Annotated in this window: 12 protein-coding genes; 7 read left to right on the top strand and 5 right to left on the bottom strand. The window is 34.3% G+C overall.

The window, feature by feature from the left end; all coding sequences use genetic code 11:
• Nucleotides 1-38: 38 nt before the first annotated feature.
• From QY331_09285 to QY331_09265, 5 genes are read right to left on the bottom strand one after another with little or no spacing between them, the layout of a single operon-like run.
• Nucleotides 39-1,643, bottom strand: coding sequence for a C69 family dipeptidase (locus QY331_09285; protein ID WKZ68144.1), 1,605 nt, complete (start codon nt 1,641-1,643; stop codon nt 39-41).
• A gap of 8 nt (nt 1,644-1,651) precedes the next feature.
• Nucleotides 1,652-2,740, bottom strand: coding sequence for a prolyl oligopeptidase family serine peptidase (locus QY331_09280; protein WKZ68143.1), 1,089 nt, complete (start codon nt 2,738-2,740; stop codon nt 1,652-1,654).
• Between the two features lie 54 nt (nt 2,741-2,794).
• The gene (locus tag QY331_09275) at nt 2,795-4,474 is read right to left on the bottom strand and encodes a hypothetical protein (GenBank protein WKZ68142.1); all 1,680 of its coding nucleotides are present in this window, start codon (nt 4,472-4,474) and stop codon (nt 2,795-2,797) included.
• Nucleotides 4,474-5,193, bottom strand: a complete 720-nt coding sequence (locus QY331_09270; protein ID WKZ68141.1) for an ABC transporter ATP-binding protein — start codon at nt 5,191-5,193, stop codon at nt 4,474-4,476. Before QY331_09270 ends, QY331_09275 begins: the two co-directional genes overlap by 1 nt.
• Before the next feature lie 17 nt (nt 5,194-5,210).
• Nucleotides 5,211-9,146, bottom strand: a complete 3,936-nt coding sequence (locus QY331_09265; protein WKZ68140.1) for an AAA family ATPase — start codon at nt 9,144-9,146, stop codon at nt 5,211-5,213.
• Nucleotides 9,147-9,292: 146 nt separating this feature from the next.
• On the opposite strand from QY331_09265, the gene QY331_09260 reads away from it, so the two are divergent.
• The 7 genes from QY331_09260 to QY331_09230 all read left to right on the top strand — a co-directional run bounded on the left by QY331_09260 (nt 9,293) and on the right by QY331_09230 (nt 18,530).
• Nucleotides 9,293-9,946: a head GIN domain-containing protein gene (locus tag QY331_09260; protein ID WKZ68139.1), complete on the top strand. Its 654-nt coding sequence runs from the start codon at nt 9,293-9,295 to the stop codon at nt 9,944-9,946.
• Between the two features lie 91 nt (nt 9,947-10,037).
• Nucleotides 10,038-11,174 carry a 5-(carboxyamino)imidazole ribonucleotide synthase gene (locus QY331_09255; protein ID WKZ68138.1) on the top strand — a complete coding sequence of 379 codons (1,137 nt, stop codon included), beginning with the start codon at nt 10,038-10,040 and terminating at the stop codon, nt 11,172-11,174.
• Nucleotides 11,175-11,249: 75 nt separating this feature from the next.
• Nucleotides 11,250-11,741 carry a 5-(carboxyamino)imidazole ribonucleotide mutase gene (purE, locus tag QY331_09250; protein ID WKZ68137.1) on the top strand — a complete coding sequence of 164 codons (492 nt, stop codon included), beginning with the start codon at nt 11,250-11,252 and terminating at the stop codon, nt 11,739-11,741.
• Nucleotides 11,742-12,166: 425 nt separating this feature from the next.
• Nucleotides 12,167-15,760 (top strand): pyruvate:ferredoxin (flavodoxin) oxidoreductase, encoded by a 3,594-nt coding sequence (gene nifJ / locus QY331_09245; protein ID WKZ68136.1) that lies wholly within the window; start codon nt 12,167-12,169, stop codon nt 15,758-15,760.
• A gap of 85 nt (nt 15,761-15,845) precedes the next feature.
• Entirely contained in the window at nt 15,846-16,844 is a 999-nt protein-coding gene (locus tag QY331_09240) for a dihydroorotate dehydrogenase-like protein (GenBank protein ID WKZ68135.1), read from the top strand.
• A 124-nt stretch (nt 16,845-16,968) separates the two neighbouring features.
• Nucleotides 16,969-17,736, top strand: coding sequence for a DUF255 domain-containing protein (locus QY331_09235; protein WKZ68134.1), 768 nt, complete (start codon nt 16,969-16,971; stop codon nt 17,734-17,736).
• Nucleotides 17,737-17,804: 68 nt separating this feature from the next.
• Nucleotides 17,805-18,530: an esterase gene (locus QY331_09230; protein ID WKZ68133.1), complete on the top strand. Its 726-nt coding sequence runs from the start codon at nt 17,805-17,807 to the stop codon at nt 18,528-18,530.
• Nucleotides 18,531-18,533: the final 3 nt, after the last annotated feature.

Genomic DNA, 18,533 nt, shown 5'->3' with positions numbered 1-18,533 from the left:
AATATTTTTAGAGATATCTCATATTCTTAAAATTGTTTTTAAAACTTTTCATCATATTTTGTCCACAGTTCATCGCCAAGTTTCCAAGCTCGTTCCGTAGCTTTGATTCCCCATTCATTGGTATAGTCGGTCATTAATTTTATTGCGGCATTGCGATCGGCTTTTAGCAGATCAATTACTTTTTCTTCAAATGATTTTTGATTTGCAAAAAGTTCTTCTTGCATCGGATCCCAAACTGCACGAACATCATGACGCATATCGCCCCAACGTTGTGCTGCTAATGTTCCTAATCTGTTAAAAGCCCACCAAGCCGAATCATGTGTATATCCATGAACTCTACCCGGTGTTTTAAAATATTTATTTACTTCGGTTATGTTTGCATAGATTGGAGTGTATACCGAAGTTGCTACGTTATCCCAAGCCAGCCAAACAACACCGCCGACTTCATCGGGAAGCCAATCGCGTGACTGTGTAATTGTTGCATACATTGTATACCATCTTGCGATTGTTCTTTCACCACGCCAGCTCCATCCGCCATTAATTTTGAAAAGTTTATTCATATCATATGGCATAAAAGGATTTGCTAATGGTGATATTTCAACTTCGCCATCAGGATTAACCCAAGTTAAGTCTTTAATAAAATTGTAATCGGTTCCTTCATAATAATCTTGAAACATTTCGACCATTTTTTCTTTCGTGATCGGCTCATCCGGTTTTACCGAGAAAGGATAGTTCTCTGAATTTGGGTGAAGATTAAGTGAAGGTGCAGCTAAAGATAAAACCCGCCATTCTCTTCTTCTCGTCGAAAATGTTTCTCTACTATCGGGTGAATAAGCATAGCAGAATTCAAATTCTCCATTCTCCGGATTCCACCAACCGCTGTCTTGGGCTACCTGATATATGTTTTCCGATGCCATAAAATAATCGGGATCATCTAAATCTATTTGTCTTATTCTGCTTCCGTTTGCACCGACAGATATGTGATCATCCGGAACTCTTTGAGCGACCCAGATTGAACCGACATTTCCTTTTCCGGGACCTACAATTTCTAAATGCCATACTTCTTTCGTGTCGGCAATTGTTAACATTTCTCCGGCATCATTCCATCCATATTTTTTTGTCAATTCTCCTGCTAATTTTATTGCATCACGCGCGGTAGTTGTTCTTTCCAACATTAATTGGCAGAGTCTTTGACAATCGATCAGACCTTTATCGGATTGAAGAGATTCACGTCCTCCGAAGGTAGTTTCACCAATTGCTAATTGATGTTGATTCATACTAGGGTAGGCTGTATTTATAAATTGATATGTATGTTCAATTTGTGGAATTTCACCAATGGGAGTGTGCATGTAAGTAGGCATAGCGAGAGAATCGTAAGGTTCTCGTTTATACATAGTCGTCGTAGCACCTTCGGGATGATCTTTTGCGTGAGTAATATCCAGCCATGATCTTGTTCTGTGCGAATCGTCCGTATGCGAGGTCATCACAGAACCGTCATAAGTAGCTAATTTACCGACGGTGATAGTTGTACAACCTTCGGGAACTCCGCCTTCCCAATCAGGTTTATCCTGTGCGACTAATAAAGTTGATAAGAGTGAAATTAATAAAACGAAAACAAGTTTTTGTTTGTGTGTCAAAATCATTACTTCTCCTAATTTATTAAGTAACCGGCTTTGTGAATGTCTTCAAAAGTATTAATTGGATTTGGCGGATTTAAGTATTTTGCCAAATGTTTGTAAATCTTAATGCGAATTTCTTTTGCTTTTTTTGTATCCATTCTATCGAAAGAATGTCCACCCGGAAGATCTTGAAATATTTCGTACTCAAATTTTTTGTCATCTGCTTTAAGTGATTTGATTAGATGTTCAACCTCAAGCACATTAACATCTTCGTCGTTTGTATTTGTGTGAATTAGTAAAGGAGTGTTTTGGAATTTGTGAGTATTCCATGCGGGTGATCGTCTTCTATATTCTTGAACATTATCATCCGCACTTTCACCAATGTGATAATCTGCTTCATATAAATCGCGATAGCTTTGATCTTTATATCCCATTCTTGCAATAACATCACTTACCGGAACTCCGGCAAATGCGACTTGATAATCATCAGGATGTTCAAAAATATTGAACAATGTAATCATACCGCCATGACTCCATCCGATAATTCCGACTCTATTTTTATCAACAAATTCATAATTATCAATCATATAATTTCTGCTGTAATAAACATCTTCGTTTTCCAAACCACCGTAATCTATTTTTTCATAGTGTGATTTTCCATAACCGGTACTTCCTCTATATTCTGCAGCGACAATAATGTATCCTTGACTTACAAGCTCACGAACAATGTGTGTATAATAAGTTGAAAAATCAGCATGAACACCGCCGTGGGGGAAAACAATTAGAGGATATTTCTTATTATAATCAATATTTTTTGGAATGAATACATAACTCCAAAATTTTACCGGATTCCCTGCGCCTTGCGCATTCGGGTTTTTTTCTTTCCATAACGGTGGTCCGTACATAAATACTTTATCAACATTAGCAATGTCACCGACACGTTCATACCAAATAATATCATCGATTTTCTTTTCTAAAACATCTAACCTGTGGTTAAAATTTTCATTACTGTTTTTAAGTGAATTCAGATCGGACTGTAAATCGGAATTAGTCACTTGACCAAATAATACCGAAGCAAAAAACAAAAGAAGTAGAAATAAAATTAATTTTTTGAAAAGCATTTTCGTCCTCATTTATTATTCATTTATAACCGGAATTATTTTCATCAAATAATATTAGAAATCTCTGACTAAACATTTTTTCAAAATAATCAACGAAATACTCACAACTATCAAAGCTATAGATAAAATAATTAGTGCTGCATAAAAAAGATAAGAAATTTCCGACTCACCATATCTTATAAAGTTATTAAAATAAATATTAATTGGTAGATAAAATACCACAATCAATAAAACCATATAAATTAAATTGAGAAGAAATGAAAGAGAAGCCCCTTGAGATGAAGCAATTCTAATTGGATTTCTTTCGTTATAATTAACGAATAATGAACCGAGTGAGAAATTCATCATGACAATAGTGGCTGTAATTAATAGGTTGCAGACAAGCATGATCAGTATTAATTCTATACTGAAAAGTCTATTTACTATCACTGTTAATATAGTAGAGATGAAAAGTATAAAAGCAAAATATGGAGTTAGCTTAAGTTTAATAAAGTGTTTAACGGAAATTGGTGCTGATTTAATTTTCCAGAATGTTTTGCCCTCCAGACTTATTAAAGGAAAAACAAATCTAAGTGCAAGTGTTGATACCATAAATGTATTAAAAATGAAAACCGATAAATAAATAACGGTCTGTAAGAAAATATTTAAACCGCCTAGCTTAACAAGACTAGAAACACTCGAAAGAAAAACAGCTATCAAAACGATTAAAACTATCATGTGAAACATTTGCGTCGGTTCACGTAAAAATAAATGATGTTCTCTTTTGAAAATAACTTCGGATAAGTTGGAAAGTTTGGAATGATTTTTAAATGAAAAAAATCTATCCAAATCATTAATAGTTTTGTTGCCTCTTAGTTTTATTTCGTAAAACCATGTTTTATGATACCATCTCATTCCAAGAACTAATGCTAACAGTAATAAGAGTGAAGCAGATAAAACTTGCAAGTAAAAATATTTACCAGCAGCAATAGAATTATCACGTGCAATCCAATATAGAGATTCAGAAAGCCAATGGTTTGGCAAATAATGTAATCCGATCGGCAGATACTCTCCAAAATATAAATCCACATTTGGATAGTATTTCATTACCTGATTAACTAAATCGACCGGTGAAACTAAATTGAAGAAAAGAAATATACTGGTTAAATAAAGAATCAATAAACCAAATAATACAATACGCGGACCAACGATCGTGGATAATTTCACAATAGTTAATAATGTAATTATTCCTAATGCTGCGGCAGATAACATGAACGGGATAAAATTTAGAAAGAAAATTAGCGATACATCTACAAATGATAATCCTAAGTAATAAGCGTATCCTCCAAGTATCGAAAGCAAAATTAGTATAAGAGTTGAAGAACTATAGAAAAAATTATCGAAGAATTTTATTACAAAAATCGCAGATGGCCGGATAGGTTTGTTAAATAAATATGTCACCTCAGCAGATTTATATAACGTAGAATATGAAACAATAATATTCCCAATGTTTACTGCAATAAAAAAAATGAACAAGGTGATGGAGAAAAATTCATGCAGTAAAAATAAACCGATCTTTAATTCTTCAAGTAGATATTGAACAGTCGAATATGAGAAAAAAAAAGCTCCTATTGCGAATGAAGAATAGACAAGAAAGCTACCGGTATTTTTTAACACATTTGAGAATTCAAAGGAAATATTGAGCTTGATAAATGATAGAAATTTATACTTAAGTATGTGGACTATTATTGCCATCAATTTGTTAATTGTATGAAAATTTGTTCGAGATTACGATCCATATCCTTTTGTAATTCATATAGTTTGTCGATCTCATCATTAAAAATGATTTTCCCGTTATTAATTATTGCAACTTTATTACAAATTTCTTCAACCACATTTAGTGAATGTGTTGACATGAAAATGGAAGTTCCATTTTTTGTAAGCTCCTTAAATAACTTTTTAATCACATGAGCACTTTGCGGATCTAATCCAACCATCGGTTCATCTACAACAATTAATTTCGGATCGTGTAAAAGGGCAGAGGCAATAGTAATTCGTTGCCGCATTCCTTGTGAGTATTCTTCAGTACGTTTATTTACCCAGTCACCTATATTGAGAACTTCGATCACTTCATTAATTTTTTTTCGAAGTAGTATCTTGGGAATTTGATAAAGTCCGCCTGAAAAAAATAGAAACTCTTTTCCGGTTAATTTTTCATAAAGGAAAGGTTGATCCGGTATATATCCGATTATTCTTTTTGCTTCAATATGATTTTTTGAAATATCAATTCCGTCAATTTCAACACTTCCGGAAGTTTGAGTATAAAGTCCCGTGATGATTTTAATAGTAGTGGTTTTCCCGGCTCCGTTTGGTCCGAGAAATCCGTATAAGTCACCTTTATTTATTTCAAGTGAGATATTATCAACTGCGGTGAAACTTCCGAATGTTTTTGTTAAGTTTTTTATTTTTAACATTTAGCGGGGGAGAGTTATCAAATTAATTCTTTTTTAACTTTTTCTACGTCCTCAAAGCGAATCGTCATTAAATCATCTTTACTGTGTTCAAACATTTGAGAAATTCGTTCTTCTTGGTAACTAATTGCTTTATATAAAATATTCTTAGCGGTACGGGCGTTCCCGAAATTTTTATCACGTTCACTATAAAGTGATTGAAAGATTTCCAACAATAATTGTAAGGCACCTTCGTCAAGATTATACCCGTGCTGAACGGCTATCTCTGCGGAAATTTCTAAAAGTTGTCTCGCGTTATAATCTTCAAAATCAAGAATATTTTCGAAGCGAGATTGAAGTCCCGGATTTGAAGAGATAAACTTTTTCATCTCAGCCGGATAACCAGCAACAATTACTACGAATTGTCCGCGATTATCTTCCATTCTTTTTAACAGAGTATCAATTGCTTCTTGACCAAAATCATTAACACCACGAGATAGAGTATAAGCTTCATCAATAAAAAGAGTTCCGCCTAGAGCTTGTTGAATAACATCATTGGTTTTTATAGCGGTTTGTCCTTGATATCCGGCAACAAGTCCGGCTCTATCAACTTCAACAAGATGACCTTTTTCTAATAAACCGAGTTCTTTATAGATGTTGCTCAAAATTCTGGCTACGGTTGTTTTACCGGTTCCCGGGTTTCCGACAAACACAGCATGTAAACTTTTTTCAATTACTTTTAAGCCTTGTTGTTTACGTAACTGCGAAACTTTTATAGAACTAATTAATTTTTCAACACTAGTTTTAACCGATTCCAAACCCGTAAGGGAATTTAGTTCAAGCAATTCTTTTTCTAACTTTTCCGGATCGCCAATAATTTGGTAAGTTTCTCTCTGTTCCTCTGTTGATATTATTGATTTAATATCTTCACAGATTATTAAATTTTCTTCAACTTTTTTCGAATCGTTTTTTGGCTCTGCTTTTCTTAATAAAGCATTCTGTTTAGCTTTATCTACAATCGCTCTAACGATTCTTGCATTACCGAAATTTTTATCTCTGTTCCGATACATTTCATTATAGTAAATCATTAATTTCTCGTAAGCATCCTCAGAAAGTTTTAGATTGGATTTATTAAAGTTATATGCCGTTATTTCCATTAGTTCATTTGGATCATAATCTTTGAAGTGAAATGTTTTTGTAAATCGTGATTGAAGACCAGGATTGCTTTCTAAAAATCTTTTCATTTCATCCGTGTAACCGGCAGCAATGACAATAAATTTACCACGATCATCTTCCATGCGCTTGATTAGAACATCTACTGCTTCGTTACCGAAATCATTACCGCCGCCATCTTTTTTTACCAGAGCATATGCTTCATCAATAAATAATGTTCCGCCGATTGATTTATCGATTATGGATTTTGTCTTCTCTGCAGTTTGTCCAACATAACTAGCAACCAATCCTTGGCGATCGGTTTCGATCATGTGACCTTTTTTAAGAATTCCTAATGCGGCATATATTGAACTTACTAATCGAGCTACGGTTGTTTTACCAGTTCCGGGATTTCCAACAAACAGAATATGCGAAGAAAATTTATCGCTTACATCTTCATTCTTTTCATGATAGTATCGGACAAGTTTTACTATATCTTTTATATCATTTTTAACTGATTCAATTCCGGTGAGACTATTTAGTTCGCTTAATGCTTCTGTTAAAGCTTCTTCGTTAATAGGAATTTTTACATCATCAGTAGTTTCTTCAACTAACAACCTTTGAACATCATCTGCAAAAATTGTGGTCATTTGTTCTTTGGTTTTCTGATCATCGGGTAAACTTAAATAACGTTTGCCAATGTTAATCTTAGAATCCTCAAAAAACTGAATGCAAAGACGAGCATTGCCAAATGATTTGTCACGCTTTCGGTAGAGGTTGATTAAATGTTTTTTAACAACTTCTTTTGCATCATCTTTTATTTTGTATTCTTCGGATTCAAGCTGCTTTAAATAAATTTGTAAAAGTTCATCAGGTGAATAATCTTCGAACATAAATGTTCTAGCAAAACGCGATTTCAATCCCGGATTTGAATCCATAAAGATTTGCATCTCTTCCGGATAACCGGCTGCTATCACAAAAAATTCACCTTTTTTATCTTCCATTCGCTTTAATAAAACATCGATTGCCTCTTGACCGAAATCTTGTCCGCTTCCGCCTTTTTTTGAAAGTGTATAAGCTTCATCAATAAATAAAACTCCACCTAAAGAAGCAGCTATAACTTTCTCGGTTTTTTGAGCAGTCTCACCAATGAATTGCCCGACTAAACCGCTTCTATCGACTTCAACTACATGACCGCGATCAAGTATTCCCATAGTCTTAAAAATCTGACCGAGTAATCTTGCAATTGTAGTTTTACCAGTTCCGGGATTTCCTAGGAATAAAGTGTGAAGCGAAAGTTTTTCTGTTGATTTCAATCCAAGTTTTTGTCGTTCTTGCATAAACTTTAGGTAATCGACAAAATCTTTTAAAGAATTTTTTACGTTATTCAATCCAATAAACTTGTTAAGTTCTTCAAGTAGTTCTTCGAGTGATTTTGTTGAATCCGATTCATGTATTTGTGCAGAGATTTCAACTTTATTTTTATCTTCCGTTGTTTCTGTTTTCGGTGGTTTGGAATCACGAGGAACATTTGGTGATTCGATATGCTGTTTAATATTACGATCGCCAAGTATAAACCATTTTTCACAAACTTTAAAATTATCAATATAGACATCGACTCTAGCTTGACCGGTTGTAATTTTGACCTTACCGTTTGATTGAAGAGTTTGAACAAAAATAACCGAGTCCCAACTTTTCTTAACATTAAGTTTGAAAGGCGATTGAGCAATTTCAAAATCATTCAGATACCAAATCAGTTTACAATCGTAATCCTTATTCTTTTCATCATAGTATGGATTGTTAAATATGACCTCTAAACCAATGTTCTTAACTGAATCCGGATCGAGTGCAAGATAATATGTTTTATTGCCAGAACTTTCATCATCATCACCGTTAAATATTTTTGCGGAAAAAACATCAGCATTTTTATTTGGGAAAAATAATGCGTGAGTTTTCCCGTTAATCTCCGATGTTCTGGTTTTGCGATTAGGATCACTTGGTGAAGTTAATGATGTTGACGCAAGTTCTTTATCAATTTTGTCGGATTCTGATTGTGAAGTTAATTTTATAAGAGAATTATATAAACTGTTGAACTTGTCATCTTTCTTAAACTTGCTCTTAAGTTTTTCGGCCTTTTTAAGAGCTGGTCTAAATTGATAAAGATAAAACATCGCTTCCAGCTCAACATATTCAGCAGCTAACTTTTCATCTTTTTTAACCGCTGAATCATTTTGTATTAGACGAGATATTTTTAACGCATACCAATATTCTTTTTGTTTAATTGCATCTGAACATCTAAGTAAATATTCCTTTATCTTTTTGTGATCAAATTTTTCAATACCCTTGTTAATGTTTTTGGCGGAAGCGTACCATTTCTTAATATCATTCCATGCCGGATTTTTACCGCGATCAATTAGTATAGCAAGTTCTAATGTCTTCTCGGCTTCGGAAAATTTTTCCATTCCGGCGAGTGTTCTAGCTTTGTTTAAGTAAGCCCATGCAAGAGATTCTTTTTGTTGATTGATGGCAAAATCAAAATCGGAAACCGCACCTTCAAAAATACTCATTCTCATTAAGAGATAACCACGGTAAAGATGGGCCTTAACTGAATCACCTTTTAATTCAACGGCTAAATTTGCAAACTCCATAGCTTTAACCGGGTTACCGTTTTCTAATAAAGCCCAGGCTAGACAAATTGCAGATTCGCTATCATCCTGACGGTCACGGTAAACCTTTTTGGCAGCTTCAAGTGCCATTCTGTATCTACCGTTCCAAAGATGGTCGTATGCTTCTTCTTGGAGTTGATTAAGTTCTTCAGTTGTCATATTAGGTTTTTATATCAACAATTAATCGTAAAGATAGGAATTTGATTTGTAATATTAAATTTAATTATCTGATCAAAATATATACTTGAAATATCGATCTAACATTTTTAATATGCAGGCGTCTAATTTCGAAAAGTGAGTGGGTGATGAAAAAAATAATACTTTTCTCCGGTTTAATATTATTAGTACTATTTGTTGGATGCCGCGAAAGAGGAGTGAAGGGAAGTGGTAATCTTAAAACCGAAACTCGTCAAATTGATGATTTTGATGAATTAGCAGTTAGTGGTGCTTACAACATTGAGATAGAAGTAGGACCAGAAACCAGTTGCGAGATTAGTGCGGAAGATAATTTACTTACTTACATTACAACTGAAGTTATTAATGGTAAATTAGTTATTGAAAATTCCAGAAGTATTTCACCTAAAAGAAAAATTAGAATAACATTACAAACTCCTTCTTTGGAACTGATTGAAGGCTCAGGAATTAGCAATGTTTACGCATCCGGAATAGATGAACGAATTTTTAATCTTGATTTAAGCGGTGCCGGTTTTATTGAACTTTATGGAAAAGTAGAACAATTTAATGCTGAACTTTCCGGAGCGGGCCGTTTAGAAGCCATTGAACTTTTTTCAAGATTTGTAAATATTGACGCAAGCGGAGCCTCATCTGCCGAAATTTATGTCTCGGAAAGTTTGGTCGCTGATTTATCAGGTGTTGGAAATATAGAATATTACGGTGATCCTCAGGATGTAAAAACAAATATTTCAGGAATCGGCAGAATTGTTAGACGAGAATATTAATATAAATTTTTAGTCTGCCCACTTACACTTGTTGTTTATTATCTCATTATAATCTAATTTTGAACAATTCTAAACATCCATTCATAAGCACTTGAAAACTCAAAAAATAATTGGAATTTTAGGCGGCGGCCAACTTGCTAGAATGTCCGCATATCAAGCATATAAACTCGGTTTTAATGTTGCAATTCTAGAGAAAGAAAAAAACTCACCAGCCGGTCAACTAACACATAATGAATTTGTTGGTTCGATTGAAAATGATAAACTGCTAAAAGAGTTTGTCGATAAATCTGATATATTCACTTTGGAAAATGAGTTTATTGATGCAGACAGATTGAAGTTTATAGAGTCACTCGGCAAAAAAGTTATTCCTTCTTCTAATACCATTAGACTAATCCAGGACAAATACATTCAGAAGAAGACATTAGCTAAACATAATATTCCACATCCTAAATTCATCGAAGTAAAATCAGAAATTGATTATCAAAAAATTTCAGCAGTATTAGGAAAGAGGTTTATAGTCAAATCCAGAAAAATGGGTTACGATGGATATGGTAATGCAGATGTAAAAAATGAATCTGACTTTAAAGATGCGTTTAAAAAATTAACAACTCGTCATGTAAATCTTTATGCTGAAGAATTTATAAAATTCAAAAAAGAATTAGCCGTTATGGTTGTGCGGACTAAAAGGGAAATTAAAACTTATCCGGTTGTTGAAACAATTCAGAAGAACCATATTTGTCATACTGTGATTGCACCGGCTCAAATCTCCAAGCGTAAATTAAAGGAAGCCGAAAAAATTGGAATTGATTGTGTTAAAGCCGTAAAAGGATTTGGTTTATTTGGAATTGAAATGTTTATCGATGAGAAAGATAAAATATTAGTTAACGAAATGGCTCCGCGTCCTCATAACTCAGGTCATTATACAATTGAAGGATGTGTAACTTCACAATTTGAAAATCATATTCGTTCAGTACTTAGTTTACCTCTTGGTTCAACTGATTTAGTTAAAAAATATGCTGTAATGGTAAATCTTCTTGGTAAAAGAGATGGAAAAGGTGTAGTCCAAAATTATCAAGAAAGTTTAAGTGAGCCCGATTTACATCTCCACATTTATGGCAAAGCAAACTCAAGAATTGGACGAAAGATGGGGCACATTACAATTATTGGTGATAAATTGAATACGATTCTTCATAAAGCAAAGCAGATGGAGAAGAGGGTAATAATTTAATTCTTTGCGGAACTCTGTGTCCTTTGTGGTGAAACGGTTTACCGCAAAGAGCACAAAGAAAATCGGAGATTAAAAATGTCAGACAAACCACTAGTCGGAATAATAATGGGAAGTGATTCAGATCTTCCCACAATGGAAAAAGCCTTTGAACCACTAAGAGAATTTGGAATACCGTTTGAGGTAAAAGTTGTTTCCGCTCACCGCACACCGGACGTAATGGCAGAATACGGAAAAACCGCGCACGAAAGGGGATTGAAAGTAATTATTGCCGGTGCAGGAGGAGCAGCTCATTTACCTGGTATGACCGCATCATATACACCTTTGCCTGTTATAGGAGTTCCGGTTGAATCAAAATCTCTAAAAGGATTAGATTCACTTTTGTCTATTGTTCAAATGCCGGGCGGTGTTCCGGTTGCTACAGTTGCAATAGGCGGATCAAAAAATGCCGGAATTCTTGCCGCAGAAATAATTGCAGCATCGGACGAAAAACTTCAAAAAAAAATTATTGCCTACAAAAAGAAGATGGCTGCAGAATCGATGGCGAAGAATGATAAGATAAACGGTTAAAACCGTCAATAGGTTTTACTTTTCTCGTTGTTGTGCGAGCAAAAAATTTGTTGGTTAACTTAGAAAAAGATATAGTCAAATCCCATCATTAACCCACAGATTCAACTGTGGGCTACAGAGTAACAAAGTAAAACACTTTAACCTTTTCAACGATTACCTCGCCCATCTTTACGATAAGAAGGTCTTTAATATCTCATAAAATTATCGTATTATTAAAACTGCATTTGAATTTGGATTCTCAATATTAAGAGTAAAAGACTCATTTTTCTTAATAAATCCAGATAAACTGTCTCATTATAAATTAAAAAATGCATTTTTGCGCAAAATAACAAGATATAGTACTCTTAAATGTGGCTCAATATTTGAAATTTAGTACAAGAACTTAAGATAATTCAGTAAACAATAAATAAATACAGGTATGCTTTATGGGCAGAAAAATGATAACAATTGATGGAAACGATGCTGCCGCTTATGTTGGTTTTCATAACAGTGAAGTAATCGCAATTTATCCAATTACTCCTTCTTCGGGTATGGGTGAATTATCCGATGCTTGGGCTGCAGCCGGAAAGAAAAATATTTGGGGAACAGTTCCTCACGTTGCGGAATTACAAAGTGAAGGTGGTGCTTCCGGAGCAGTGCATGGTTCATTACAAACCGGAGCATTAACCACAACTTTTACAGCTTCTCAAGGTTTATTATTGATGATCCCCAATATGTATAAAATTGCCGGTGAATTAACTTCTACAGTTTTTCACGTTTCGGCAAGATCATTAGCTGCTTCAGCTCTTTCGATTTTTGGTGATCATAGTGATGTTATGGCAGCTCGACAGACTGGTTTCGCATTATTAGCTTCAGGTTCAATTCAAGAAGTTATGGATTTAGCAGCAATTGCTCACAAATCAACCCTCGAATCAAGAATACCATTTGTACACTTCTTTGATGGTTTTAGATCATCTCACGAAGTCAATAAAATAGAACAACTTACAGTAGAAGACTTAAAAGCACTTATTGACGATAAATTTGTTCATGCTCATAGATCCAGAGCTTTAAATCCGGAAAAACCATTTATACGCGGCACTGCTCAAAACCCAGATGTTTATTTCCAAGGAAGAGAAGCGGTTAATAAATATTATGATGCTTGTCCGAATGTTGTTCAAGAAGCAATGAATAAATTTGCTGAATTGACAGGAAGACAATATAAGTTATTTGATTATTATGGTGCTCCCGATGCAAAACGTGTTGTAATTCTTATGGGTTCCGGAGCAGAAACTGTTCAAGAAACAGTCGACTACATGAGTGAAAGATTAGAGGAAAAAGTCGGAGCAATCAAGGTAAGGTTATACAGACCATTCTCAATTAAGCATTTAATGGAAGCACTTCCTTCAACCGTTGAGAAAATTGCTGTGCTCGATAGAACAAAAGAACCCGGCGCACTTGGCGAACCTTTGTATCTTGATGTAGTTTCCGGTTGCTATGAAGCAATGGACGGTGGATTTGCTCCTTTCAAATCTATGCCTAAAATTATTGGCGGTAGATATGGTTTGTCATCAAAAGAATTCACTCCCGCAATGGTTAAAGCCGTTTTTGATGAATTAAAAAAAGATAATCCAAAGAATCACTTTACAGTTGGTATTAATGATGATGTTACTAATACAAGTCTTGACTACGATCATTCATTCATAATTGAAGGCGAGGATGTGTTTAGAGGAATGTTCTTTGGTCTTGGAGCAGATGGTACAGTTGGTGCAAATAAAAACTCAATTAAAATTATTGGTGAAGAGACTGATAACTTTGCACAAGGTTACTTTGTTTACGATTCTAAAAAATCCGGATCAACAACAATTTCTCACCTAAGATTTGGTAAGAAACCGATTCATTCTACTTACTTAATTCAAAGTACTAATTTTGTGGGTTGTCATCAATTTCACTTACTAGAGAAATTTGATATGCTTTCAAAAATTGTTGAAGGTGGAACGTTTTTATTGAACAGTCCTTACTCAAAAGACGAAGTTTGGGATAAGATGCCGAAGAAAGTTCAAGAGCAGATCATTAATAAAAAATTAAAATTCTATGCTATCGATGGTTATGATGTAGCTCAAGCTACCGGAATGGGTGCAAGAGTTAACACAATTATGCAAACATGCTTCTTCGCAATTTCCGGTATTCTTCCAAAAGAAGAAGCAATAAATAAAATTAAAGAAGCAATTAAGAAAACTTACGGAAGTAAAGGCGAAGAAATAGTAAATAAAAATTATCGTGCCGTCGATCAAACTCTTGAGAACTTGCATCAAATTGAAGTTCCATCTAAAGCATCAAGTTCAATCGAACTTCCTCCGATTGTATCAAATAAAGCTCCGGAATATGTAAAAAATGTTCTTGCCAAATTAATGGAAGGACAAGGCGATACTGTTCCGGTTAGTGGAATGCCGGTTGACGGAACATTTCCTGCCGGTACTACAAAATGGGAAAAGAGAAATATAGCATTATCAGTTCCCGAATGGGATGAAGAAGTTTGTATTCAATGCGGTAAATGCGCGATGGTTTGTCCACACGCTACAATAAGAATAAAAGCATATCCAAAATCATTTACTGAAAATGCTCCTGCAACTTTCAAATTTACTGAAGCAAAAGGTAAAGAATGGGATGGATTAGCTTACACCATTCAAGTTGCAGTTGAAGATTGTACCGGATGTGAACTTTGTGTTGAAGTTTGTCCTGCTAAGAATAAAAAAGAAACAGGAAGAAAAGCTCTTAACATGATTCCTCAACTACCGGTTAGAGAACAAGAAAGAGCAAATTGGGATTATTTCTTAGAAATTCCTGAATTCGATAGAAAAGAAGTAAAAATAAACACCATTAAAGGCAGCCAATTACTTGAACCATTATTCGAATTCTCCGGGGCTTGTTCAGGTTGCGGTGAAACTCCTTACGTTAAATTAGTTTCGCAATTATTCGGTGATAGAACAATTGTTGCGAATGCAACAGGCTGTTCATCTATTTATGGCGGCAACTTGCCAACTACTCCTTGGACAGCTAATAAAGAAGGCCGAGGACCTGCTTGGTCAAATTCATTGTTTGAAGACAATGCTGAGTTCGGTTTTGGTATGAGACTAGCTGTTGATAAAAATAATGAATACGCGAAAGAATTATTGGTAAGACTGGCTGATACTGTTGGTAAAGAATTTGCCGATCAAATTCTTACTGCTGATCAAAGCGATGAAGTCGGTATTCATGAACAAAGAGACAGAATAACTGAGTTAAAAGATAAACTAGCAAAAGTTGATTCAGATGATGCAAGAAATCTACTTGCAGTTGCGGATTACTTACTCAAAAAATCTATTTGGATTATGGGTGGTGACGGTTGGGCTTACGATATCGGTTTTGGCGGTTTAGATCACGTACTTGCCTCAGGTAAAAACGTAAATATTCTTGTACTTGATACGGAAGTCTATTCAAATACCGGTGGTCAAATGTCAAAAGCAACCGGTACCGGAGCCGTGGCAAAATTTGCCGCAGCTGGTAAGCCAACAGGGAAGAAAGATCTTGCTGCAATGGCAATGAGTTACGGAAATGTTTACGTTGCTCAAATTGCAATGGGGGCAAATGATCTTCAAACATTAAAAGCAATTCTTGAAGCTGAAGCTTATGACGGTCCATCGTTGATAATTGCATACAGTCACTGTATTGCTCATGGTATTAACATGGGTAAAGGAATGGAAAATCAAACTCTGGCTGTTGAAAGCGGACACTGGCCATTATTCAGATATAATCCGGACAATAAAAAAGAAGGTAAAAATCCATTGAAGTTGGATTCAAAAGCTCCAAAGATCAAATTGGAAGATTACATTTACAGAGAAACTCGATATAAAATGTTAACGAAATCTCATCCTAAAGAAGCAAAAGAGTTATTAAAAATAGCTCAGGATAATGTTATAAAGAAATGGCATTATTATGAACAACTTGCAAACATGGATTATTCGATTGATGGAAATGGAAAAGAGGAAGAGAAAGTAAATTAATTGAATGAACTTTGATCCGAATCTTGTTTACACAGGATTCGGATTGATTAATGAAATAAATTTTGAAAAATAAATTGGAGTGAAAATGGATTTATCGACGACTTACATGGGATTGAAACTGGAGAATCCGATTGTTCCTTCTGCTTCTCCATTATCCGAAAGTGTAGATTCGGTAAAAAAATTAGAAGATGCCGGTGCTGCGGCAATTATTTGTTATTCTTTATTTGAAGAGCAAATTTCGCACGAATCCGGTGAACTTGATCATTATTTATCCTATGGTACAGAATCTTACGCAGAAGCTACATCATATTTTCCTGAACCGGATGAATTTAAATTAACACCTTACGAATATCTCGATCATATTGCCAATCTTAAAAAAGAAGTCAAAATTCCCGTTATAGGAAGTCTAAATGGAGTTAGTACTGGTGGTTGGATTAAATATGCTAAGAATATAGAAGATGCCGGTGCAGATGGATTGGAGCTAAATATTTACTACATCCCGACAAACCCCAATTTAACGGGATCAGAAATTGAAAATATGTACATCGATACTTTAACGGCAGTAAAACAAACAGTGAAAATTCCGGTTGCCGTTAAATTAAGTCCTTATTTTACCTCGATGGCAAATATGGCTAGACGTTTAGATAAAGCTGGTGCAAATGCTCTAGTTTTATTTAACAGATTCTACCAACCGGATTTCAATTTGGATACATTAACCGTTGAGCCAAATTTAAAATTAAGCACTAATGTTGAAATGAGATTACCACTTAGATGGATTTCAATTCTCTACGGAAATATCAATGCAAGTATGGCATTAACTAGTGGCGTGCATTCATCGGAAGACATCATTAAAGTAATGATGGCCGGCGGAGATGTTGCTCAGATTGCTTCGAACTTGTTATTAAACGGTACTTCTCGTGTAAAAGAATTACTAGATGGAGTGAAGAACTGGATGGAAGAACATGAATATGAATCAATCCAAATGATGAAGGGAAGTATGAGCCAAAAGAAAGTTGGTGAACCAGCAGCTTTTGAACGAGCTAACTACATGAAAACTTTACAAAGTTATAGATCACTTCTTTAATTAGTCTCAAATTTGAATCCCCGGTTCGGTTAATTAGCCGGGGATATCCTCTAAGTTTATTTTCATTTCTTGAAACATTTTTACATTTTAATCATCTAACGAATTAACAAAACGGGATAATAATATGTTTAAAAATATATTCTTTTTTATGACATTAATTTTATTTACATCAGTCAGCGCAAACGAATTAAAATGGTTAAGTTTAGAAGAGGCAGTGAAAATTGCCGAAAAAGAAAACAAGACTATACTCATAGATTTTTATACCGATTGGTGCGGCTGGTGTAAAAAGATGGATAAAGAAACTTATACTGACAAAGGCATAATAAAAATATTGAACGCAAATTTTGTCGTGGTAAAGATCAATCCGGAGAAACAAGGAACAGTTAAACTCAAAAGTGGTGAGATGTCTTATAGAGAATTAGCCAATGAAGTCGGTGTTCGAGGTTATCCGGCAACAGTATTTTTTACACCGGATTTCAAATTTATCGAGTTAGTCAGTGGATATTTCGATCCTGAGAATATGAAAACTGTATTAAACTTTATGGAAGAACAAAAATATAATTCAATTTCATTTCAGGATTATAGACTATTTACGGAAGTTAAAAAATTATCAACCGCTCAAAAAGATAATCCAAAATATGATTTTATCCTCGGATATTTTCATTTAACATTTTTTAATGAATATGAAAAAGCACATGCAAGATTTCAAAAAGCCCTTAATAAAGATCTAAAATCAAAAGAATTATATGCGGCGCTTTCTTTGTCAACACCAAATAATTCTGAATCAACTAATAAATGGTTAGAACAAGCTAAAAAGCTCGGTTATAAAGATAAGTCTGAAATTGATGATCTGGTTGTAACCTATGTCCGAGAGATATTTGCCAAGAACTAATTAACAGATAGTGCAACTTAATTTCCCCTTCAGTATATTTCTGCTTCAATATACTCGAGGGCAATTTCTTGACTGAAAATTTTCATAAGTGGTATTCACAATGGATTGGTGAAGATTTTAAAATGCTGGTCTTTGGTGAAAAAGGAATACCATTAATTTTATTTCCGCAAAAGTTTACCAATTATTACGATTATAAAGATTTCGGTGTTGTCGAAAGTTTAGGAAATCTGATTGATGATGGTATAATTAAAGTTTATTGCCCCGATAGCTACGATTCCAAAATTTGGTTTGATTTCAAACTAACCCCAGAAGAACGAATTGAGAAGTATCAAAAATTCGAACAAGTAATTCTACATGATATTGTTGGCTTTGCAAATTACGAAACCGAAGAAGATAAGCTAATATTTGGTGGTTTTGGATTTGGAGCATATTATGCTCTCAATACTGTTTTAAAATATCCCGATCTTGCAAAAGGATTAATCACGATTGGGGGAGAATTTGATATTAAACAAAATATTCACGGCCACTTTGATGAACAAGCATATTATAACAGTCCGCTGGATTATTTATTTGGTTTAAGCGATTCGAGATATATGAATCAGTATAAGAAAATAAATATTATACTTGCTTGTGGTGCATCGGATGATTCATTTGAGCAGACTAAATATATATCAAAGTTGTTATTCGAAAAAAATGTTAATCATCTGTTTGATGTCTATCCTTTCAAAATAAACACTTATGATGATTGTAAATTGACTCTGTACAATAATATTAATTATTTAATACAAGAATAGCGG

This window comes from Melioribacteraceae bacterium (assembly GCA_030584085.1).
Classification (GTDB): Bacteria; Bacteroidota; Ignavibacteria; order Ignavibacteriales; family Melioribacteraceae; genus SURF-28.
This window is presented reverse-complemented; position numbering and strand designations above follow the sequence as displayed.

Bases quoted from the DNA above. Each gene is read 5' to 3' on its own strand.
- QY331_09275 (WKZ68142.1), bottom strand. From the start codon at position 4,474: ATGGCAATAATAGTCCACATACTTAAGTATAAATTTCTATCATTTATC.
- QY331_09235 (WKZ68134.1), top strand. From the start codon at position 16,969: ATGTTTAAAAATATATTCTTTTTTATGACATTAATTTTATTTACATCA.
- nifJ (WKZ68136.1), top strand. From the start codon at position 12,167: ATGGGCAGAAAAATGATAACAATTGATGGAAACGATGCTGCCGCTTAT.
- QY331_09270 (WKZ68141.1), bottom strand. From the start codon at position 5,193: ATGTTAAAAATAAAAAACTTAACAAAAACATTCGGAAGTTTCACCGCA.
- QY331_09285 (WKZ68144.1), bottom strand. From the start codon at position 1,643: ATGATTTTGACACACAAACAAAAACTTGTTTTCGTTTTATTAATTTCA.
- purE (WKZ68137.1), top strand. From the start codon at position 11,250: ATGTCAGACAAACCACTAGTCGGAATAATAATGGGAAGTGATTCAGAT.
- QY331_09240 (WKZ68135.1), top strand. From the start codon at position 15,846: ATGGATTTATCGACGACTTACATGGGATTGAAACTGGAGAATCCGATT.
- QY331_09265 (WKZ68140.1), bottom strand. From the start codon at position 9,146: ATGACAACTGAAGAACTTAATCAACTCCAAGAAGAAGCATACGACCAT.
- QY331_09280 (WKZ68143.1), bottom strand. From the start codon at position 2,740: ATGCTTTTCAAAAAATTAATTTTATTTCTACTTCTTTTGTTTTTTGCT.
- QY331_09260 (WKZ68139.1), top strand. From the start codon at position 9,293: ATGAAAAAAATAATACTTTTCTCCGGTTTAATATTATTAGTACTATTT.